We start from the raw sequence: 19,310 nt of genomic DNA on the forward strand, positions 1-19,310 counted from the left end.
GACCTATGTGTCATGAGCGGCATGAGCAGCACACGGAATCCGGCAGGCACCGTCGCGCCCAGCGCACGTACCGTCGCGCAAGGTGCACTCACCCTCACCTCGGACGGAGCCGCCTGGCTCGCGTCCGCCCAAAGGCACTCCGCGCAGAGGCACTCCACCCCCGCCGTCCGGAACGACCGGCCCACCACACCGGCGGTCCTGCCCTGCGGCTCCGCCTTCGACGTCGTCAACGCCCCCGCGATCTTCGGCCGCCGCATGCTGGACCGGCTGTGGGGCGAGGGGCCGGGTTCGGGACCGGTGGCCGCGTACCGGGGGCGGATGCTCCTGTTCGCGACCCCGGGCACCGCGCAGCGCCTGCCCGCGCTGCTGGAGTGGGAGGAGTGGGGCTCCGACGGCGGCGCGGGCCGTTGCCGAGCGATTCCGCCCCTGCTCTGCCACGGCAGGGGCGATGCGGTGACGATCCCACCCGCGAGCACAACGCCCGCCCCCGCACCCCTGTCCACACCCGCCCGCTGGCTCGTCGCCCCCGACACCGGCAGTCCCTGGCTGCCGGGCCCTGAGGTCCTGCTCTGGGCGGCCGTACGCGCAGCTCGGGCGGCCCGGATATCGATTTTTCCTCCCCAGGATCAGGGTGCTAAGGTCTACGACGTCAGCAGGCGCCGCTAGCTCAGTTGGTTAGAGCAGCTGACTCTTAATCAGCGGGTCCGGGGTTCGAGTCCCTGGCGGCGCACAGACGGTGAGAAGCCCCTCGCGGAAGCGAGGGGCTTCTTGCGTATCCGTACATCCCGGGCTCACCCGGCCGAGACCGTCACCGTCCACGCCCCCGAAGCCCTACGGTCCTCCACCTCGACCCGTACGTCCTCCCCCGGCACCGTGAAGCTCTCCCCGAGCCCGACCGGTGCGTCCGCGAGCGGCGGGTAGACCGACTTGTCCCGGCAGGCCGCGGTGTCCGGATGTGCGTCGAGGACCTCGATCGGTCCGTCTCCGGACACGGCCTCGTTGCGTACGCGATAGACGAGCACCCCCTGCGTACAGACCTCCCCGTCGTTCCCGACCGGCCCCCGCGCCTCGAAAGCGATCACGCTGTCCCGCCCGGTGCGCACCACCGCCAGCTTCGTCCCGCCCCCCAGTCCGAAACTCTCCGCCCCCGCCGCACCCCCTGCCGTCCCGGCCACCGCCGACCCGGCCCCCAACGGCTCCAGCGTCAGCCGCGTACCCCCGTCGCCCACCCCCTGCACACACGCCACCTGCCGCGGTTCCAGCCAGCCCAGCTTCCACTTGTGCCAGCCGAAGAGATCCGGCGCCAGCCCGAACTGGCTGCCCATGAGGTCCCAGTCGCCGACGTAGGTGTCCCAGTCGTCCCTGTCGTCGGTCGGCCGGTGGTAGAGGTCGGGCAGGTCGAAGACGTGGCCCGTCTCGTGGGCCAGGACGAGCCGGTCCGGTGGATGCTGCTCGAAGACCGTGACGACCCGGCGGATGTCCGTGCCGTCGGCCCGTAGCGGCGCCTCGAGGTTGACCACCTTCGTCGCGTCCGAGTCGACGCCGGGCGCGTGCGGATCGGCGACGAAGTAGACGACGTCGTAGCGCGAGAAGTCGACGCGAGGGTCGGACACGGCGAGGGCGTCGTGCAGATACGCGGACCGGCGCGCGGAATTCCAGTCGCGCTGTATGGCGTACGCCGTGGAAGCGTGCGGCATCGGCAGCCACTCGCGGAGCGGGTGCGGGCGCAGCGTGAACTTGCCGTAGGAGGCGCGTTCGAAGAAGCGGCTGGTGGCCGGGAAGTGGTCGGCCGCCAGTTCGGTGGGTGTGGTCTGCGGGGTGGAGTCGGGGAAGGAGAGGAAGACCATCACAGCGTCGACGCGACGGCCGGGGCGCGGATAGGCGGAGTTCCAGGTGTCCAGGCCCTCCGAGTGGTGGGCGTCGGTCCGCTTCAAGGCACAGGACGTCGAATGGGGCACGGCATTCGCGGGGCCCATGGCCAGGGAAGTGGCGGCGAGCGCCGCCATGGAGGTGAACAGTGCCGCGGGACCACGCCAACGAGGTCGTGCCTCGCCACGGGTGAGCCCCTTGAGGGGGAACAGACGCGGCACTTCGACCTCCGGTGCGGAATTCGGGATACCACACCCAGCCTGTACGCATGTGATCACTTACGCCCTGTTTGTCTGCACCAGAAGGGTGAGTGCACCGGCCTCCGGACGAGCGCGTCGCGGCACCGCGGACACCCCGAGCACTCACGGAACGTCACAAGCGATCGGCCATTGAAGGAACCTGTCCAGGTGCGGGCAGAAACGATCTGTCAGAAGAGCCGGTTAATTGGGGAGACTGAGGAGTAGCTGGAAGGCGTTCGGGCCAGCCTCTATGATCGGCACACTTTCCTGCGCGGACACGGCTAGAGCGGCCGTCCTCCACCGGCCGACCACCCGACGAGACCTGTACGAGTAACGAGTGCACAGCGGGAGCGAACGGTGAGCGGAACGCCCGAAGGGCCGGTCCCTGCGGCAGACCTCGTCCGACCGACGGTCACAGAAAGTGACAGTCGGTCTCTTCCTCACGAGAAGACGACCCCACGCGTCGACACCCACACCTCATGCGTCGACACGCGTACCACACGTACCGAACCGGCGACATCACGCGCCGAGGCCGAGCCTCCACGCGCCCCCGACCTCGCGGACCGTACGTTCCGGGCCACTTTCGACGCCGCCCCCGTGGCGATGGCCGTCGTCGACCGCGAGGGTCTGGTCGTCACGGCCAACGACTCGCTGGCCGCGCTGCTCGGCGCAGGCCCGGACGGCCTCGCGGGCCGGGTCGCCGCCGATCTGGTGGATCTGGCCTCCGACGCCCGCACCTGGCACGCGTACCGCGAGGTGCTCCGCGGCCGGCAGGCCAGACTGCGCTGCACCCGCCGGCTCAAACACCCCGACGGGCACTCCCTCTGGGCCCAGGTGACGGTCTCTCCGCTGCCCGAGGAGGAGCGGGCCGTCCTTGTGTCGGTCTGCGACATCAGCGCCCGCCGTGAACTCCAGGCGCGGCTGCGGCACTTGCAGATGCACGACCCGGTGACCCGGCTGCCCAACCGCACCCTGTTCTTCGAGCGCCTTTCGGCCGCGCTGGAGGCGGAGGCGTACGAGGAGTCGGGCACCGGCCGGATCGGGCTGTGCTACCTGGACCTCGACGGGTTCAAGGCGGTCAACGACACGCTCGGCCACCGCATCGGCGACCGGCTGCTCGCGGCCGTCGCCGAGCGGCTGACGCGCTGCGCGGACGAGGCCGGTCACGCGCGAGCGGTCAAGCCGCTGGTCGCCCGGCTAGGAGGCGACGAGTTCGCGCTGCTGGTCGAGGACTCGACGGGTACGGACCAGCTGGCGGAGCTCGCCAAGTCCGTACTGACGGCCCTTCAGGCTCCCTTCGACATCTCCGGGCAGCGACTGTCGGTCTCGGCCTCGATCGGGGTCGTCGAGCGGCACGCCGCCGACACCACCGCGACGGCCCTGATGCAGGCCGCCGATACGACGCTGTACTGGGCGAAGGCCGACGGAAAGTCCCGCTGGACGCTCTTCGACCCGGAGCGCAACGCCCACCGCATGACCCGTCAGGCCCTCGCCTCCACCCTCCGCCCCGCCATCGAGAAGGGTGAATTCGCCCTGGAATACCAGCCGTTGGTGGGCATGGAGGACGGCGGTGTGCGGGGGGTCGAGGCGCTGGTGCGATGGAACCATCCCCAGTTCGGCACCCTGACGCCGAATCGGTTCATCGGACTTGCTGAAGAAGACGGCTCCATCGTGCAGTTGGGACGCTGGGTGCTGGCCACCGCCTGCCGGCAGGCGCGCCGCTGGCAGTTGGACCACCCGGATGTGCCGCCGGTCTTCGTCAGCGTGAACGTGGCGGTGCGTCAGGTCTGGGACTCCGACCTCGTGGCGGACGTCGCGGCGATCCTCACGGAGACCGGACTCGCCCCGCATCTCCTCCAGTTGGAGCTCACCGAATCGGCCGTGATGGGCTCGGCGGGCCGCCCGCTCCAGGCCCTCCAGGCGCTCAGCGACATGGGCGTACGCATCGCCATCGACGACTTCGGCACGGGCTACTCCAACCTCGCCTACCTCAGCCGCCTCCCCGTCTCCGTACTGAAGCTCGACGGATCGTTCGTGCGGGGCTTCCAGTACGAGGAAGCGGGCAACCGTGCGAACCCCGCCGACGAGGTCATCGTCGAGGCCCTCATCGAACTCGCCCACCGGCTGGGCCTGACGGTCACCGCCGAGTGCGTGGAGACCGCCGGGCAGGCCTCCCGGCTGCGGCGCATCGGCTGCGACACCGGCCAGGGGTGGCTGTACTCCCGGCCGGTGGCGGCGGAGCGTATCTCCGCACTGTTGACGGAGGCGGACTGCCCGCGAGGCTGAGCCACCTCAGGCCTGGGTCTGGGCTTTCGGCAACTGGTAGGCGTCGGCGATCAGTTCGTACGAGCGCAGGCGTACGTCTCCGCTGTGGGCGTTGCCCGTGATCATCAACTCGTCCGCGCCCGTGCGCTTTTGCAGGTCGTCGAGGCCGGCGCGGACCTCGTCCGCGGTGCCGTGGATGACGTTGGAGTTCCAGGAGTCGACGAACTCCCGCTCCATCGGGCTGAATTCGTACGCCTCCGCCTCCTCAGGCGTGGGCACGAGTCCCGGACGGCCGGTGCGCAGGCGGACCATGTTCAGGGCGGCGGCCAGGACCTGGCGGCGGGCCTCCTTCTCGTCGTCCGTGGCGAGCGCGGAGACGCCGATGAGTGCGTACGGGGCGTCGAGGACTTCGGAGGGTGTGAAGGACTCGCGGTACAGGTCGAGCGCCGGGATCGTGTTCTGGGCCGAGAAGTGGTGCGCGAAGGCGAACGGCAGGCCGAGGGTGCCGGCGAGGCGGGCGCTGAAGCCGGAGGAGCCGAGGAGCCAGACGGGCGGGCGGTGCGGGGACTGTACGCCGCCGGGGGCCGTGGCCTGGATGGGGCCCGGGACCGCGTGGATACGGGCGTACGGGTGGCCGTCCGGGAAGTCGTCGTCCAGGAAGCGGGTCAGTTCGGCGAGTTGCTGGGGGAAGTCATCGGCGCCCTCGTTGAGCCGGTCGGTGCGGCGCAGGGCCGCGGCCGTCGCGCCGTCCGTGCCCGGGGCTCGGCCCAGGCCCAGGTCGATGCGGCTCGGGGCCATGGCCTCCAGGGTGCCGAACTGTTCCGCGATGACGAGGGGGGCGTGGTTGGGGAGCATGACGCCGCCTGAGCCGAGGCGTATCCGGTCCGTGTGGGCGGCGAGGTGGGCGAGGATCACGGCGGGGGACGTCGAGGCGACGCCCGGCATCGAGTGGTGTTCGGCCACCCAGTAGCGGTGGAAGCCGCGGTTCTCTGCGAGGCGGGACAGTTCGATGCTGGTGCGGAGGGCGTCTGTGGCGGTGCGGCCGGCGCCCACGGTGACCAGGTCCAGCACGGAAAGTGGCACCTGAGCGGTGCCCGCCGTCTCGCCTCGTATTTCGTCTGCCGTCACGGGGTGCCTCCTGCTGAGTACGACGTCGGGTCCGCGCGTACCTAACGGGAGGCGGCCTCCGGTTATTCCGCCCCTGAACCCCGCTGGGGCTGCGCCCCAGACCCCGCATCGGCCTGAACGGCCTCGTCCTCAAACGCCGGACGGGCTGAATTGTGCCGGCCAGGCTGAGTAGCTGAGCTGAGCAGAAGCGCCCCTCAGGGGCGCGGGGAACTGCGCGACCAGCCACAACGGACCCGCAGCCGACACACGACCCATCAGGGGGCCCGGGGGCTGGCCCCCGGAAACCGGGCCCGGGGCGGAGCCCCGAGGACCCCCCTCAGACCTGCACGATCGGCTCGCGCGTGAACAACGTCCCCAACTCCGGCGCGTTCACCCGGCGGTCAGCCAACCGCAGCGCCTCCCACACCGTCACCTGGTTCGCCGTGAGGACCGGCTTGCCGACGGCCTTCTCCAGGGCGGGGAGGTGGGACGCCGTGTGGAGGGCGGTGTCCGGGAGGAGGACCGCGTCCGCGTCGGGGTGGTCGCCCGAGCGGGCGAGGGTGAGGACCTCGTCGGCGCCCCACGTTCCGACCTCCGCCGCCGTGATGATGCCGCTGCCGCGCATCGAGACCACCTCGATCCCCGCGCCCTTCAAGAAGGCGGCGAACATCGCCGCCACATCCTCGGGATACGTCGCCGCGATCGCGACCCGTCGCGCCCCGATCTCACGGATCGCGTGGGCGAAGGCGAAGGACGTGGAGGAGGCGGGCATGCCGGCCGCCAGGGCGAGGGTGCGAACCTGCTCATGGGCGCCCTCCCAGCCGTACACGAAGCTGCCGGACGTGCACGCCCACACCACCGCCTCCGCACCGGACAGCCGCAGCTCCTCGACGCCGGCCGCGAGCCGGGCCGCCGAGCCCATCTCCAGCAGCGCGTCCTCGCGGTGGGCGTCCTCACCGATGTCCGTGTGGACGAGCGGGAGGCGGATGTCGCTGCCCAGGAGCTGCTCGATGCGTGGGTAGTCGTCCTCGGCCGAGTGGCCCGGGTAGAGGAATCCGAGTGCCGTCATGCCCAACCTTCCTGTTCTTCCGGCAGTACGGGCCCCTGTGATTCGGACACTGCTCCCGGCATCGCTCCCGGCAGTGCGCCCGGCATTGACTCCGGCAGTGCTTCCGGCGTCACCGGACGCTGCCGCGCCGAGTGGTCGATCAGCGCCTGATAGGGCCCCACCGCTTGCGTACCCATGTGACGCAGTGCTGCCCACATCGTCACTTGGTTGGCCGAGATGACGGGAATCCGCAGCTCGGCCTCCAGCTGCGGGATCACGTCGTACGTGGGGAGATTGGTGCAGCTGATGAACAGCGCGTCCGCGGCGCCGCGGACCGCCTCGCGGGCCATGTCGACGACGTCGCGGTAGGGGACCTTCCAGATGTGCCGGGTCAGGCCGAGAGAGGAGGTTCCGATGATCTCGATACCGGCCTCGGCGAGGTACTCCTCCAGCGCCTGGGTCACGGACACGGTGTAGGGCGTGACCAGGGCGATACGGCGGGCGCCCAGCTCCTGGAGGGCTTCGAGCAGCGCACCGGAGGTCGTCAGGGACGCCACCTCGCCGGCCCGGGTCATGGCCTCGCACATCGCCCGCTCGCCCGCGATGCCGCCGACGAAACTGCCCGACGTACAGGCGTACGCGACGACCTCGGGATGTACCGCGTTCAGTGCGCGCACCGCCTCACCGAGCGTCTCGTGCTCGCTGACCAGCCGCGCGAGGTCGAGGCTGACCTCGACGGGCACAAAAGGGGTGCGGGTCAAATGCAGTGAAACCTCGTCCGGCACCCATCGCCACAGCTCGCGATCGAGGGCGAAGTCGAAGGGAGCGACGATGCCGACACCACGCTGCGGGTGCGGTCCACCGAGGAAGGAGACGTCCATGAGCAGGCCCCAAACTCAAGTCGAGCGAGTGGTGGAGAACCGGCCGGTGGGCCGGGGGACACAAGCCGGCGCATGCCGGGACGTCGGGACAGGAAGCGGACTGCTTACGGGTCCGTGTTGACGAAGGTAGGTTCCGGTGCCAGCGTGGTCAATCCGTGCATCTCAGACGGCTGCCGCCGTTACCCCGTGAGTGTGCCCAGACCCAAGAGAAGCGGACTCGCATTGCGAAACGGTTTCCCCCCGATGACCGCTCCCATTACCCCGCACATGGCCGAAAACAGAACGACTCTTCTGGTGCTGGACGCCGAGCCACCGCCCCGCCTCGGCAAGCTCACCGGACGGGTCCGGATCGAGCACGCCGACGAGTCGACGCTGGCCTCGCTGCTGCCGGCCGCGGACGTCCTGCTTGTGTGGGACTTCACATCGCACGCGGTGCGTCGCGCCTGGCCCGGCGAGGGTCCGCGACCGCGCTGGGTGCACACGGCGAGCGCGGGCGTGGACCACCTGATGTGCCCGGAGCTGGCCGTGTCCGACACGGTGGTGACGAACGCGCGCGGCGTCTTCGACCAGCCGATCGCCGAGTACGTGGCCGCGCTCGTCCTCGCGATGGCCAAGGATCTGCCGCGTACGTGGGAGCTTCAGCGGGCGCGCCAGTGGCGGCACCGCGAGTCGCAGCGGGTCGGGGGCACGCGCGCGTGCGTGGTGGGTTCCGGGCCGATCGGGCGGGCGATCGAGCAGACGCTGAAGGCCCTCGGCATCAAGACGGCCCTGGTGGGGCGCACCCCGCGCCCCGGCATCCACGGGCCGGACGAGCTGGACCGGCTGATGGCGCGCGCGGACTGGGTGGTGTCGGCGGCGCCGCTCACGGACGAGACGCACGGGATGTTCGACGAGCGGCGCTTCGGGCTCATGCAGCCCTCCGCGTGCTTCATCAACGTCGGGCGCGGGCAGCTCGTCGACGAGGACGCGCTCGTGGACGCCCTGTCGAAGCACTGGATCGCGGGAGCGGCGCTCGATGTCTTCGAGCGCGAGCCCCTCACCCCCGAGAGCCCCCTGTGGGAGGTCCCCGGACTGATCGTCTCGCCCCACATGAGCGGGGACACGATCGGCTGGCGGGACGAACTCGGCACACAGTTCGTGGAGTTGTACGAGCTCTGGGAGGCGGGTGAGCCGCTGCCGAACGTGGTCGACAAGCAGCGTGGGTACGTACCCGGGCACTGAACTCTCTTCGGACTCCGGAGAACTCCCTTGGAGGGGTGCATGACCGAGCTCACCGAGCTGACCGCACTACAACTCGTCGACGGATACCGCAAGGGCGAATTCAGTCCCGTGGAGGCGACACAGGCCGCGCTCCAGCGGGCCGAGGAGATCCAGCCCTCCGTGAACGCCTTCGTACGCCTCACCGCTGACGAAGCGCTCGTACGGGCGCGGGAGTCGGCCGAGCGCTGGCGGCGCGGTGAGCCGGCCGGGCTCGTGGACGGGGTGCCGGTCACGGTGAAGGACATCCTGCTGATGCGCGGCGGGCCGACCCTGAAGGGCTCCAACACCGTGCGCGCGGAAGGGCCTTGGGACGAGGACGCGCCCTCCGTGGCCCGGCTGCGCGAGCACGGCGCCGTCTTCCTGGGCAAGACGACCACGCCCGAGTTCGGGTGGAAGGGCGTCACGGACTCGCCGCAGTCCGGGGTGACGCGGAATCCGTACGACGTGTCGCGTACGTCGGGCGGTTCGAGCGGCGGGAGCGCGGCGGCCGTGGCCATGGGCGCGGGCCCGCTGTCCCTGGGCACGGACGGCGGCGGCAGTGTCCGTATCCCCGCCTCCTTCTGCGGGATCTTCGCGCTGAAGCCGACGTACGGGCGGGTGCCGCTGTATCCCGCGAGCGCGTTCGGGACGCTCGCGCACGTCGGACCGATGACACGCGACGCCGCCGACTCGGCCCTCATGCTGGACGTGATCAGCGGCACGGACGCCCGCGACTGGTCGGCGCTCACGCCGCCGCCCGGGCCGTTCACGGACGCGCTGGACGGCGGCGTACGGGGCCTGCGGATCGCGTACTCGCCCTCCTTCGGCGGCCAGGTCCCCGTACATCCCGCAGTCGCGGCGGCCGTGCGGCGGGGCGTGGAGGGGCTCGCCTCTCTCGGCGCGTACGTCGAGGAGTCCGACCCCGACTTCACCGAGCCCGTGGAGGCCTTCCACACCCTGTGGTTCAGCGGAGCCGCCCGCGTGACGCAGAACCTCGGCCCGCACCAGCGGGAGCTGCTGGACCCGGGCCTGCGGGAGATCTGCGACCTGGGCGCTAGCTACAGCGCGCTCGACTATCTGGCCGCGGTGGACGTACGGATGGACCTGGGCCGCCGGATGGGCCGCTTCCACGAGACGTACGACCTGCTGGTGACGCCGACGCTGCCGATCACGGCGTTCGAGGCGGGCGCCGAGGTGCCGAAGGGCTCGGGGCTGGGGCGCTGGACGGGCTGGACCCCGTTCACGTACCCCTTCAACATGACGCAGCAGCCCGCGGCGTCCGTCCCCGTCGGGCTTGACGGGGACGGACTGCCGGTGGGCCTGCAGATCGTGGCCGCCCGGCACCGGGACGACCTGGTGCTGCGAGCGGCGCACGCGCTGTACGAGGCGGGGGTGGCCCAGGCGGCTCCCCCGCCGCGCCGCGCCGCTTAGGCCCCGCTCAGACCCTTCGGAAGCTGAGCGTCTCCCCCAGTGCCCCGGCCCGCCACAGGTCGTTGCACGCCTCCGCCATGGCGTCCAGGCCCTCCACCACCTGGCCCCAGACGATGCCGGGCACCCAGCCGACGTCGGCGTTGATCAGCAGGTTGTTGCGTTCGTAGAAGAGGGCCAGGTCGATCACCGGGGTGCCGGCCTGGACGCCGGAGGCCCCGCCGTAGCCGTACGACTGTGTGCCCAGCTGGGTGCCGGAGAAGGAGAAGTAGCACAGGTCGCCGGGGATGGGGGTGACGGTGGGGTTCTCGAGCGGGGGCTCGGCGGGGGCGAAGGCGGGGAGCAGGGTGTAGATCTCGTTGCGGGCGTACTTCGCGTGGTAGACGTCGCTGCCGAGCGGGAGCGCGTTCCACACCGCCTCGCAGGTGATGGGGGCGCGGTCGTCGAGGAGCTTTGCTGTGCAGTGGACTCCGCGCTTGGTCAGAGAGACGTCGATGTAACGGTCGGCCATGGTCACACCCGTACCCCGCCGCAGCCATGAATCCACGGGCCGGCCGTGTGCAGCGTGTGGGTCGACGCGCACCCTCGACGGAGCCATGGGTGAGCCACCTCACACAACTAATGCCTATATACCGGGCATTGATGGATGAATTGACTCAGTGGCTGGGAAGGAAGGGCATGACTTCCATTGGTTCGGGTAGTCGCGCGCCCATGGCTCGACCACACGCAAACCGATCAGGAACCGACAACGGACCCCACAGAGGGCTCAGCCGTCGCTCACTCCTCACTGGAGCGGTGGCGCTGGGCGCTGCGGGAAGTCTCGGGGTGGCGGGCTGCAGCCGCGTCCCCGACGAAGGGAAGGTGCTGGGAGGAAGCCTGCTGGACACCTTGAAGGACCAGGGTTCCGTGAAAATCGGGATCGCCAGCGAGCCGCCGTTCGGTTATGTGGGAGACGACGGACAGGCCACCGGAGAAGCGCCCGCGATCGCCGAGGAAATCTTCGGGCGGCTCGGCATAGGCGAGATCAAGCCGGTGCCGGTGGACTTCGGTGCCCTCATTCCCGGGCTGAAGGCGCGGCAGTTCGATGTGGTGTCCGCCGGGATGTACATCAATCCTCCTCGATGCGAACAGGTGCTTTTCGCCGACCCGGACTACCTCATGCTGGACGCCTTCATCGTCAGGAAGGGGAATCCGCACGGCATCAGGACGTATGAGGACATCAAGAAGAAGGGCCTCAAGCTTGCCTCGGGCAAGGCCTATGCCCAGATCGACTCCGCCAAGGGCGCGGGCATCAGCAACGTACTGATCCTGCCGGACCAGGTGGCCGGACTCGACGCGGTGTCCCAGGGGCGGGTGGACGCCTTCGCCGGTACGCGCATCACGGTCAGCGACGCGGTGAAGGGATCCAACCGGGCCGAGGCGACCGAACCCTTCCAGCCCGAAATCGACGGAAAGCCCGTCTACGGCGCGGGCGGATTCGCCTTCCGGCTGTCCGAGCAGAACTTCCGTGACGCGTTCAACGAGGAACTGCTCAAGCTCAAGGAGAACAACTACAAGGAGCTCCTCAAGATCGTCAGGCCCTTCGGTTTCGGTATGGCCGAGATGACCGACCTCACCGCGAAGGAGCTGTGCGCCGGATGATGAGCTCGGAGTTCTTCACGACCTGGTTCCTGCCGGGTATCTGGATCACCATCCAGGTGACGGTGTACGCCGCTGCCCTCGGCGCGGCCATCGCGTTCGGGATCGGCCTCGCGCGCGATTCGCAGTACTGGATCGTGCGTTTCCTCGCCGGGGTCTATTTCGAGATCTTCCGCGGCATGTCGGCCCTGGTGCTGATGTTCTGGATGTTCTTCGCCCTGCCGTTCTTCGGCTGGCAGCTGGTGCCCATGTGGGCGGGCGTCAGCGCGCTCGCCCTCACCTACGGCGCCTACGGTTCCGAGATCGTCCGCGGTTCCCTGGCCGCCGTCGCCCCGGCGCAGAAGGAGGCGGGCATCGCGCTCAACTTCACCCGCTGGCAGCGGCTGCGGCTGATCGAGATGCCGCAGGCGTGGCCCGAGATGGTGCCGCCGTTCAACAACCTGCTGGTCGAACTGCTGAAGGGCACCGCCCTGGTTTCCGTGATCACGGTGGCCGACATGACCTTCGCCGGCGGCCTGGTCCGGCTTGGTACCAATGAGACGACCCCGATCTACACGCTGCTGCTGGTCCTGTACTTCGTACTCGCCTTCCTCATCACCCGCGGTATGCGACTGGTGGAGCGCAAGGCCAAGGCAGGGATCGGGCAGCAGCCGGAGAAGCGAGGCGGGATCACCGCGAAGCTCAGCGCCCGCGGTGAGAACGTGCAGGCCAGCTCGGGTTCAGCGGGAGGTATCTGATGAACTGGGACTGGCAAGTCGTGGACGACTTCATGCCGCGGTTCTGGGACGGCGTGCTGGTCACGCTGCAGGCCCTGGCCATCGGCACCCTGATCGCCTTCGCCCTGGGCCTCGTGTGGGCAATGGCGCAGCGGTCCACACTGGTGTGGGTGCGCTGGCCGGTCATCGCGTTCACGGAGTTCATCCGCAACACCCCGCTGCTGGTGCAGCTGTTCTTCCTGTTCTACGTGGTGCCGAACTTCGGTCCCTCGATGTCGCCGCTCACCACCGGCATCATCGGCCTCGGTCTGCACTACTCCACGTACACCGCGGAGGTCTACCGCGCCGGCATCGACGGCGTACCCGCCGGCCAGTGGGAGGCGGCCACGGCGCTCAGCCTGTCCAAGGGCCGTACGTGGCGTGCGGTGATCCTGCCGCAGGCGATCCGCCGCGTCGTCCCGCCGCTGGGCAACTACGTCGTCGCCATGCTCAAGGACTCCCCGATGATCGCGACCATCGGCGCCTTCGACATGCTCGGCGAGGCCCAGGCCTTCAGCAACGAGACCTTCACCACGGAAGCCATCACCGTCGTGGGTGTGGCCTTCATCGTCATCGCCTACCCCGCTTCCCTCTTGATCCGAGCCCTGGAGCGTCGTCTTGTCCGCTGACACCCCTCTGCAGAAAGAACCCGAGAGCAGCCAGAACCCACCGGTGGACGGCAGCGAGCTGATCCGCTTCGACAAGGTCACCAAGCGCTTCGGCAGCAACGTCGTGCTCGACAACCTCGACTTCTCGGTGGACTCCGGCAAACACGTCACGCTGATCGGCCCGTCCGGCTCCGGCAAGACGACGATCCTGCGCCTGCTGATGACCCTGCTCAAGGCCGACGAAGGCACGATCAAGGTCAACGGCGACTACCTCACCCACGAGGAGAAGAACGGCAAGCTCGTCCCGGCGGGTGAGAAGCACATCCGCGAGGTCCGCAAGAACATCGGGATGGTCTTCCAGCAGTTCAACCTCTTCCCGAACATGAAGGTGCTGCGCAATCTCACCGAGGCGCCGGTCACCGTGCTCGGCATGTCCAAGGAGGCGGCCGAGGAACGGGCCCGCGATCTCCTCGAACTGGTCGGCCTTACCGAGCACATCGACAAGTACCCGACCCAGCTCTCCGGCGGCCAGCAGCAGCGCGTCGCGATCGCGCGGGCCCTCGCCATGCGGCCGAAGGTGCTGCTCCTGGACGAGGTCACCTCGGCCCTCGACCCCGAGCTGGTCGCGGGCGTCCTCGACGTGCTGCGGGACATCGCGCGCACCACGGACATCACGATGCTCTGCGTGACCCACGAGATGAACTTCGCCCGCGACATCTCCGACGCGGTCCTGATGTTCGACAAGGGCCGCGTCCTGGAATCCGGCCCGCCGGAGAAGATCTTCGGCGACCCGGAGCACGACCGGACGCGGGAGTTCCTGAGCGCGGTTCTGTAGCGGATTCACCGTGACATGACTGTGGCATATGCCAGGGTGGTGCGTTCCTGCTAGCAGCGCCGGAACGCGCCACTCTTCTCGTCAACAGCCGCTCCCCGTCAGCCCTTTGGCGGCTATCGTGGAAGCAGCCTCCATCCGAGAACGGCCAAGCAGCGCAGGGGGAACCGTGGCGCTCAAGCACGAGCCGACCGCGCCGTACCACTCGGCCCAGGACGCCCTGCGCGTACTGGAGACCGTGGCACGGCACACCACCGGCGTCACCGACACCCAGCTCGCCCGCACGACCGGCCTCGGCACGGAGCGGCTGACCACGCTCCTGCGGATGCTGCGCCGCGAGGGATACGTCGAGCAGGTCGCCGACGGCGCGTACATCACCGGCGCCGCCCTGACCAGGCTGACCTCGGCACGCGGCCGCGACCAGGCGCTGCGCGAGCAGGTCCAGCGCAACCTCGACCGGCTGCGCGACTCGGTGGGCGCCGCCGTCTACATCAGCCGTTACGTCGACGGCGAGGTCCACGTCACCCAGTGCGCCGACAGCCCGAGCACGCCCGCGGTGAACGAGTGGGTGGACTTCCGGCGCTCCGCCCACGCCAGCGCGATCGGCAAGAGCCTGCTCGGCCAGCTCGACGTGAACGCCCGCCGCGACCACCTCGCCCGCCACAAGATGGCCCGCCTCACCTCGCGCACCATCACCAGCGAACGGCTCCTGCTGTCCCGCCTCGACGCCCAAGCGCCCAGCGTGCCGGTCCTCGACCTCCAGGAGTACGCGATCGGCACGGTGTGCGCGGCGGTCCCCATCACGGCCGGCTCCGCCGTAGGCTGCCTGGCCCTCTCCCTCCCGGTCGCACACGCACACCGACTGCGGGCAGCAGCGGACACACTGAACCGGGGCGCGGCACCCGTACTGCTGTCTCTCGCGATCTGAGCCACGGGCTCTCGAAGTCCGGCGCGGTATCGCGCCCCTAGGGAGGCCGCAGGCCTTCCTTCAGGGGCGCGGGGAACTGCGCGACCAGCCACAACGAACCCGCAGCTTAAAACGGCGCAACCCAGCGGAGCGCTGACGCGGTCACAAGCACCCCCGTGGACCAGGTAGTATTTTTTCCGTCGCCGACCGCCACAAGCGGAAGGCGGGAGTCATGCGCCGCTAGCTCAGTTGGTTAGAGCAGCTGACTCTTAATCAGCGGGTCCGGGGTTCGAGTCCCTGGCGGCGCACCACCGAAGGGCCTCTCGTGGGAGCGAGAGGCCCTTCGACGTATGCGCCAGGGCCCGTCCGGCCCCGGCCCGCCCCGGTCAGCCGCACGATCGTCAGACGTAAAGGGTCACGGGGTCATCGTGACGCCGTCGACGACGAAGGTGTCGCTGGTGCCGCCCGTGTCCCCGTCGAAGCCGAACTCGTCGGACATCTGGTTGTGCGTGACCATGAAGCCGACGCAGAACACCGCGGCCACCCCGAGGAACACCAGGCTGGCGCCGGTGGACGTCGCCAGTCTGGCCCGGCTCGGCGCCTTCGCCGTGGCGACCACGTCGCGGCCCTCGGCGTAGTAGACGGTGACGAAGTCGCCCTCGAGGTTCGTCGCCGGGCCGTCCTCCTCCTCGAAGCGGACCGTCCGGCCGTCGCGAGCGGTGAACTCGTACACATGGTGCAGCGTGGTGCTCACGGACGAGTCGCCGCTGCCGCCGTGCGTCGTCGTGAACATCCGCAGACAGCGCCCCTCCGCCGTCAGGCCGCTTTTCCAGGCGCTTCGGATCTGCAGCGAGCGGCGCACCACGCTGTACGCGCCGAAGAGCACCACGGCCAGGATCAGACTGGGCACCAGGTAGAACAAGAGGTCGATCATGCTTCCCCCGAGGTCAGGTACTGCTCGTGGGGGGAACCTACCCCCGGGGGAAGCACGCCTGTCTCAAGTAACGCTCAGAGATCCGGAGTCGGATCAGAACGTGACGTCCGAGCAGGCGTAGAACGCGTTGCCCGTGTCGGCGACCGTCCACACCGCGAGGATCACGTGGTGCCCGCTCTTGCCGGACGGCAGGGTGCCGCTGTGGGAGAGCGTCGCGGGCGGCTGGCCGCTGTAGGGGACGGTCAGGAACGGGGTGGTGTCCAGGGCGGCCCGGGTCAGCGGGGCGTTCTGGTTCCAGCCGTTCTTGGTGACGTAGTACCGGAAGTCGGTCGTCGAGTGCCGTGCCGTGAACTGCCAGCGGAACGTGTAGCTCTGCCCGCCGGTGACCTGGGTGGTGGGCCAGGCGCCGCCTGACGGGGTCCTCGACTGGTCGAGCGCGCCGAAGTTGCCGTGGCCCGCGGAACAGATCTGCCCGTCCGCGGGTCCGGCCGACGGGAAGCCCTTGGGGCCCTCGACGCTCTGGGGCTCGTACTGGATGGCGCCGCAGCCGGTCACCGTGCCGTTGGCGCAGAGCTTCTGCCGGCTGACGGGGAGGTCGGTGTAGCCATGGCCGCTGGCGCCGCCGGTGGAGAGCACGAACGCTCCCGTGGTGGCGAGGCCGACCACGGCCGCGTACCACTTGGTCCGCTTCTTGGACTGTTTCTCGTGATTCCCGTGATTCCCGATGCTTTCGCGCATGCTGCCGCTCCTGGAGAACGTGGGGGATTTCCGTGAGCTGTGCGTGCGCATCGCGATGCGTGGAGCGATGGTTCAGGTCTAGACCAAGTTCAGATTATTACTGACCCTTGAACATGTCCATACCAATCGCGGAAACGTCCGTACCAATCGTCGAAACGATCCGATGGCACCGATCCCGCGACTCCTCCACCAGCTTCCCGTTCGGGTCGTCGTTGGTCCTCACCCAGTCCCGGGCCGCCACCTCGCTCCTCCCACCCGCCAACTGCCGCTCCACCAGCCTCACTTGACGCACCTCCCCGGGCGCCTCCACATACCAGCACTCCCGCATGAGCCCGTACGCCTCGCGCCAGCCCGGCAGATCGCAGGCCAGGTAGTTCCCCTCGGTGACGATCAGCCGGGCGGCCGGCGGCACCAGGTGGCGTGCGGCGATGGGCTCGTCGATGGTGCGGTCGTAGTCCGGTACGTAGATGTCGGCGTCGGTGTCCTCCAGCACCCGGCGCAGCAGCGCGACGTATCCCCACACGTCGAAGCTGGGTTCCGAGCCCTTGCGGGAGGTCAGGGCGAGCCGTGCCAACTGGCGGTTGGAGAGGTGGAATCCGTCGAGCGGAAGATAGGCGGCGCGCTCGCCGAGGTGCGCGACCAGGGCGCGGGCGAGGGTGGACTTTCCGGCGCCGGGCGGGCCCGCGAGGCCCAGTACGGCGCGCGGCAGGCGGGCGGTCAGTTGCCAGGCGTCCGCGGCGAGGTCGGCGAGGGCGGGGCGGTCAGCGATCTCCATGCCGTGTATGGAACGCCACGGGGGCGCTTCGCTGGAAGGGCGGGGATGAACCTGCGGGTTCGTTGTGGCTGGTCGCGCAGTTCCCCGCGCCCCTAAAAGGAGGGCCTGCGGCCTCCTTTTAGGGGCGCCGCCTAGTCTCCGTCCCGCGCCTCCAAGGCCGCTAGGCGGCGGCGCTGGATCGCCGCGGCGACTTCAGGGGTGTACTCGGTGCGGACCGGCTGTACGGAGAACACCTGGAGGCCGGCCGCCGCCGCGTCCGTCGCCACGAAGCGGGTCAGTTTCTCCCTGGCGGTCTCGGTGCCGGCGGGGAGCCGTGCGAGTGCCGCCTCCACGCACTCGTGCAGATACCGCTCGTGGTCCTCGACGCCGAGCGCGGCGCGGGCGGTGTCCCTGACCCGCCAGAGGACCAACACGTCGACGCGCAGGGCGAGTCCGTGCGCATCGAGGGCGGGCATCGGCTCGCTGCGCCAGTGCCGCAGCCGTACGTCGATCCGGCGGCGCAGCAGCAGCGGGTTCACCCACATCAGTCCGGTACGCCGGACGGTGCCCCGGTAGCGCCCGAAGAGCCCGAGCACCCAGGCGCTCCCGGTCCGCCCCCGGGCCAGCCCGCCGAACCCGAAGAGCGCGACCGCCCCGGACGCGGCGAGCCCCGCCCACTGCGGAGCACCGAGCCCGGCACCCGCGTACGCGGGCAGTCCCGCCAACTCCCCGGCGAGCGACGGCAGTACACCGGCCCACCAGGCCGCCACCACACACCCGGCGACCCCGCCGCTCCCCGCCAGCACGCCCACCGCACCCGGCAGCACCCGCGCCTCACGCTCCACCAGCTCGGGATCGACGACGACCGGCGGCGGCACCGACTCCCGCCGGGCCACCCGCGGTTGCTCCCTCGTCTCCCGCCGAGGCCCGGCCTCGGCGGGCCGGAACAACAGGTGTACGGGGATCTCGGTGGTCGCCTCGTTGTGGATCAGCCGCGGCACCCGGGCCCCTCGGGGCCCCTGCTCCGACTCCGAAGTCGTCATACTCATCCGGGCGCCCCTTCCGGTGGAAATGTCAGCACTTCCGCATGTTCGTCAGTTTCTCAACCGCCGCCGGGCGCCGCATGCTGATGGTCCGAACGACGTACGGGCTCGGGGATCCCAACAGCCGGGACCCCTCCCAAGGTCACCCGCTACTCTCTCGCCATGGCGCGTGACCTGCAGGAGCAGATCAAGAAGCTCATCATCGACCGTCGGCTGCCCTCAGGAGCCACGCTGCCGACCGAGCCCGAGCTGATGGAGCTTCTCGGCGCCAGCCGGAATTCCGTACGCGAGGCGCTGAAGGCCCTCCAGGCGATGGGCATCGTCGAGATCCGGCACGGCTTCGGGACGTATGTGGGTCCGATGTCGATGGCGCCGATGATCGAAGGACTCGCCTTCCGCACGGTCGCCGGGCACTACCGCGGGGAAGACTCCCTGGTCCAGCTGCTCGAACTGCGCGAGGCCGTGGAGACCGGACTCATCTCGCGGCTCGCGGGCCGTGTCCCGGAAGCGGACCTCGTTGAACTGGACGCGCTCGTCAGCCGTATGGAGAGTCAGGCCGCCGAAGGGGCAGGCCTCGCGGAGACCGATCGGGCCTTTCACGCCACGCTGTACCGAGGCCTCGGCAACCTCCTGCTGGGCGAGGTCCTTGAGGCGTTCTGGGACGCCTTCCACCGCGTACGCACGGATCTCGTGGAACCGCCGCAGGATCCGAAGGTCACGTGCCGGCAGCATCGGGAGATCCTCGACGCGGTCCGCACTGGTGATGCGCGACGGGCGGAGGATGCAATAAGAGAACACTTTGGTCACATTCGAACACGCCTGACCGCTACCGCACCGCATGAGACCATCAGTCCTCCTAATTAGCGCGAATGACCGGTAAACACCGCGTTTCGCGTCTTGCGATCATGATGATCGTCGTAGAACCCTGAACCCTGGGCTACGAGAGGCTGCGGTTACCCGGCAGTTGGGGGCCGGGAAAACGGTTGCACCGGAAGCGGGGAGGAGGGGCCCCGTTCAGAGCCCGA

General features: G+C 69.5%; 19 protein-coding genes and 2 tRNA genes. 12 read left to right on the forward strand and 9 right to left on the reverse strand.

The window, feature by feature from the left end; all coding sequences use genetic code 11:
* Positions 1 to 21: 21 nt before the first annotated feature.
* Positions 22 to 666, forward strand: a complete 645-nt coding sequence (locus IEZ21_RS02445) for a hypothetical protein (RefSeq protein WP_189320203.1) — start codon at positions 22 to 24, stop codon at positions 664 to 666.
* A tRNA-Lys gene (locus tag IEZ21_RS02450) sits at positions 657 to 730 on the forward strand. Before IEZ21_RS02445 ends, IEZ21_RS02450 begins: the two co-directional genes overlap by 10 nt.
* A 61-nt stretch (positions 731 to 791) precedes the next feature.
* Here IEZ21_RS02450 and IEZ21_RS02455 read toward each other — a convergent pair.
* Complete coding sequence (locus IEZ21_RS02455; protein ID WP_373302153.1) at positions 792 to 2,090, reverse strand: M6 family metalloprotease domain-containing protein; 1,299 nt, start codon at positions 2,088 to 2,090, stop codon at positions 792 to 794.
* Positions 2,091 to 2,465: 375 nt separating this feature from the next.
* Between IEZ21_RS02455 and IEZ21_RS02460 the strand changes: the two genes are divergently transcribed.
* Positions 2,466 to 4,394, forward strand: coding sequence for a putative bifunctional diguanylate cyclase/phosphodiesterase (locus tag IEZ21_RS02460; protein WP_189320204.1), 1,929 nt, complete (start codon positions 2,466 to 2,468; stop codon positions 4,392 to 4,394).
* Between the two features lie 6 nt (positions 4,395 to 4,400).
* Here the strand turns inward: IEZ21_RS02460 and IEZ21_RS02465 are convergent, their stop codons facing one another.
* The 3 genes from IEZ21_RS02465 to IEZ21_RS02475 all read right to left on the reverse strand — a co-directional run bounded on the left by IEZ21_RS02465 (position 4,401) and on the right by IEZ21_RS02475 (position 7,409).
* Positions 4,401 to 5,501, reverse strand: coding sequence for an LLM class flavin-dependent oxidoreductase (locus IEZ21_RS02465; RefSeq protein WP_189320205.1), 1,101 nt, complete (start codon positions 5,499 to 5,501; stop codon positions 4,401 to 4,403).
* A 316-nt stretch (positions 5,502 to 5,817) separates the two neighbouring features.
* Positions 5,818 to 6,549, reverse strand: coding sequence for a maleate cis-trans isomerase family protein (locus tag IEZ21_RS02470; RefSeq protein ID WP_189320206.1), 732 nt, complete (start codon positions 6,547 to 6,549; stop codon positions 5,818 to 5,820).
* Positions 6,546 to 7,409 (reverse strand): maleate cis-trans isomerase family protein, encoded by an 864-nt coding sequence (locus IEZ21_RS02475; protein WP_189320207.1) that lies wholly within the window; start codon positions 7,407 to 7,409, stop codon positions 6,546 to 6,548. The genes IEZ21_RS02470 and IEZ21_RS02475 overlap by 4 nt, the downstream gene beginning before the upstream one ends.
* A gap of 267 nt (positions 7,410 to 7,676) precedes the next feature.
* Here IEZ21_RS02475 and IEZ21_RS02480 point away from each other — a divergent pair, with 267 nt between their 5' ends.
* Together IEZ21_RS02480 and IEZ21_RS02485 are read left to right on the forward strand one after the other, a co-directional pair.
* On the forward strand, positions 7,677 to 8,630 hold the full coding sequence (locus IEZ21_RS02480; RefSeq protein WP_189320208.1) for a D-2-hydroxyacid dehydrogenase: 954 nt from the start codon (positions 7,677 to 7,679) through the stop codon (positions 8,628 to 8,630).
* A gap of 39 nt (positions 8,631 to 8,669) precedes the next feature.
* Positions 8,670 to 10,079: an amidase gene (locus IEZ21_RS02485; RefSeq protein WP_189320209.1), complete on the forward strand. Its 1,410-nt coding sequence runs from the start codon at positions 8,670 to 8,672 to the stop codon at positions 10,077 to 10,079.
* Between the two features lie 7 nt (positions 10,080 to 10,086).
* Here IEZ21_RS02485 and IEZ21_RS02490 read toward each other — a convergent pair whose 3' ends face one another.
* On the reverse strand, positions 10,087 to 10,587 hold the full coding sequence (locus IEZ21_RS02490; RefSeq protein WP_033328878.1) for a DUF3830 family protein: 501 nt from the start codon (positions 10,585 to 10,587) through the stop codon (positions 10,087 to 10,089).
* A gap of 200 nt (positions 10,588 to 10,787) precedes the next feature.
* Here IEZ21_RS02490 and ehuB point away from each other — a divergent pair, with 200 nt between their 5' ends.
* The 6 genes from ehuB (at position 10,788) to IEZ21_RS02520 (ending at position 15,127) form a co-directional block, all read left to right on the forward strand.
* The gene (gene ehuB / locus IEZ21_RS02495; protein ID WP_189320384.1) at positions 10,788 to 11,717 is read left to right on the forward strand and encodes an ectoine/hydroxyectoine ABC transporter substrate-binding protein EhuB; all 930 of its coding nucleotides are present in this window, start codon (positions 10,788 to 10,790) and stop codon (positions 11,715 to 11,717) included.
* On the forward strand, positions 11,714 to 12,451 hold the full coding sequence (gene ehuC / locus IEZ21_RS02500; RefSeq protein ID WP_373302154.1) for an ectoine/hydroxyectoine ABC transporter permease subunit EhuC: 738 nt from the start codon (positions 11,714 to 11,716) through the stop codon (positions 12,449 to 12,451). The genes ehuB and ehuC overlap by 4 nt, the downstream gene beginning before the upstream one ends.
* Positions 12,451 to 13,098 (forward strand): ectoine/hydroxyectoine ABC transporter permease subunit EhuD, encoded by a 648-nt coding sequence (ehuD, locus tag IEZ21_RS02505; RefSeq protein WP_189320210.1) that lies wholly within the window; start codon positions 12,451 to 12,453, stop codon positions 13,096 to 13,098. Before ehuC ends, ehuD begins: the two co-directional genes overlap by 1 nt.
* A 43-nt stretch (positions 13,099 to 13,141) precedes the next feature.
* Complete coding sequence (gene ehuA, locus IEZ21_RS02510; RefSeq protein WP_033328939.1) at positions 13,142 to 13,912, forward strand: ectoine/hydroxyectoine ABC transporter ATP-binding protein EhuA; 771 nt, start codon at positions 13,142 to 13,144, stop codon at positions 13,910 to 13,912.
* A 166-nt stretch (positions 13,913 to 14,078) separates the two neighbouring features.
* Positions 14,079 to 14,837: an IclR family transcriptional regulator gene (locus IEZ21_RS02515; RefSeq protein ID WP_189320212.1), complete on the forward strand. Its 759-nt coding sequence runs from the start codon at positions 14,079 to 14,081 to the stop codon at positions 14,835 to 14,837.
* Between the two features lie 213 nt (positions 14,838 to 15,050).
* A tRNA-Lys gene (locus IEZ21_RS02520) sits at positions 15,051 to 15,127 on the forward strand.
* Between the two features lie 104 nt (positions 15,128 to 15,231).
* Here the strand turns inward: IEZ21_RS02520 and IEZ21_RS02525 are convergent.
* The 4 genes from IEZ21_RS02525 to IEZ21_RS02540 all read right to left on the reverse strand — a co-directional run bounded on the left by IEZ21_RS02525 (position 15,232) and on the right by IEZ21_RS02540 (position 18,291).
* Positions 15,232 to 15,747, reverse strand: a complete 516-nt coding sequence (locus IEZ21_RS02525) for a DUF3592 domain-containing protein (protein ID WP_246567241.1) — start codon at positions 15,745 to 15,747, stop codon at positions 15,232 to 15,234.
* A gap of 96 nt (positions 15,748 to 15,843) precedes the next feature.
* Positions 15,844 to 16,488, reverse strand: coding sequence for a lytic polysaccharide monooxygenase auxiliary activity family 9 protein (locus IEZ21_RS02530; RefSeq protein ID WP_189320213.1), 645 nt, complete (start codon positions 16,486 to 16,488; stop codon positions 15,844 to 15,846).
* 97 nt (positions 16,489 to 16,585) lie between these two features.
* Positions 16,586 to 17,263 (reverse strand): nucleoside/nucleotide kinase family protein, encoded by a 678-nt coding sequence (locus IEZ21_RS02535; protein WP_189320214.1) that lies wholly within the window; start codon positions 17,261 to 17,263, stop codon positions 16,586 to 16,588.
* A gap of 131 nt (positions 17,264 to 17,394) precedes the next feature.
* Positions 17,395 to 18,291 (reverse strand): SPFH domain-containing protein, encoded by an 897-nt coding sequence (locus IEZ21_RS02540; RefSeq protein ID WP_189320215.1) that lies wholly within the window; start codon positions 18,289 to 18,291, stop codon positions 17,395 to 17,397.
* Positions 18,292 to 18,447: 156 nt separating this feature from the next.
* Here IEZ21_RS02540 and IEZ21_RS02545 point away from each other — a divergent pair, with 156 nt between their 5' ends.
* Positions 18,448 to 19,149: a FadR/GntR family transcriptional regulator gene (locus IEZ21_RS02545; protein ID WP_189320216.1), complete on the forward strand. Its 702-nt coding sequence runs from the start codon at positions 18,448 to 18,450 to the stop codon at positions 19,147 to 19,149.
* The last annotated feature ends 161 nt before the right edge of the window (positions 19,150 to 19,310 follow it).

The sequence above is a fragment of the Streptomyces flaveus genome (assembly GCF_014647675.1).
Classification (GTDB): Bacteria; Actinomycetota; Actinomycetes; order Streptomycetales; family Streptomycetaceae; genus Streptomyces; species Streptomyces flaveus.

Bases quoted from the DNA above. Each gene is read 5' to 3' on its own strand.
- ehuB (WP_189320384.1), top strand. From the start codon at position 10,788: ATGGCTCGACCACACGCAAACCGATCAGGAACCGACAACGGACCCCAC.
- IEZ21_RS02445 (WP_189320203.1), top strand. From the start codon at position 22: ATGAGCAGCACACGGAATCCGGCAGGCACCGTCGCGCCCAGCGCACGT.
- ehuD (WP_189320210.1), top strand. From the start codon at position 12,451: ATGAACTGGGACTGGCAAGTCGTGGACGACTTCATGCCGCGGTTCTGG.
- IEZ21_RS02480 (WP_189320208.1), top strand. From the start codon at position 7,677: ATGGCCGAAAACAGAACGACTCTTCTGGTGCTGGACGCCGAGCCACCG.
- IEZ21_RS02540 (WP_189320215.1), bottom strand. From the start codon at position 18,291: ATGAGTATGACGACTTCGGAGTCGGAGCAGGGGCCCCGAGGGGCCCGG.
- IEZ21_RS02470 (WP_189320206.1), bottom strand. From the start codon at position 6,549: ATGACGGCACTCGGATTCCTCTACCCGGGCCACTCGGCCGAGGACGAC.
- IEZ21_RS02535 (WP_189320214.1), bottom strand. From the start codon at position 17,263: ATGGAGATCGCTGACCGCCCCGCCCTCGCCGACCTCGCCGCGGACGCC.
- ehuC (WP_373302154.1), top strand. From the start codon at position 11,714: ATGATGAGCTCGGAGTTCTTCACGACCTGGTTCCTGCCGGGTATCTGG.
- IEZ21_RS02475 (WP_189320207.1), bottom strand. From the start codon at position 7,409: ATGGACGTCTCCTTCCTCGGTGGACCGCACCCGCAGCGTGGTGTCGGC.
- IEZ21_RS02545 (WP_189320216.1), top strand. From the start codon at position 18,448: ATGGCGCGTGACCTGCAGGAGCAGATCAAGAAGCTCATCATCGACCGT.
- IEZ21_RS02490 (WP_033328878.1), bottom strand. From the start codon at position 10,587: ATGGCCGACCGTTACATCGACGTCTCTCTGACCAAGCGCGGAGTCCAC.
- IEZ21_RS02530 (WP_189320213.1), bottom strand. From the start codon at position 16,488: ATGCGCGAAAGCATCGGGAATCACGGGAATCACGAGAAACAGTCCAAG.
- IEZ21_RS02485 (WP_189320209.1), top strand. From the start codon at position 8,670: ATGACCGAGCTCACCGAGCTGACCGCACTACAACTCGTCGACGGATAC.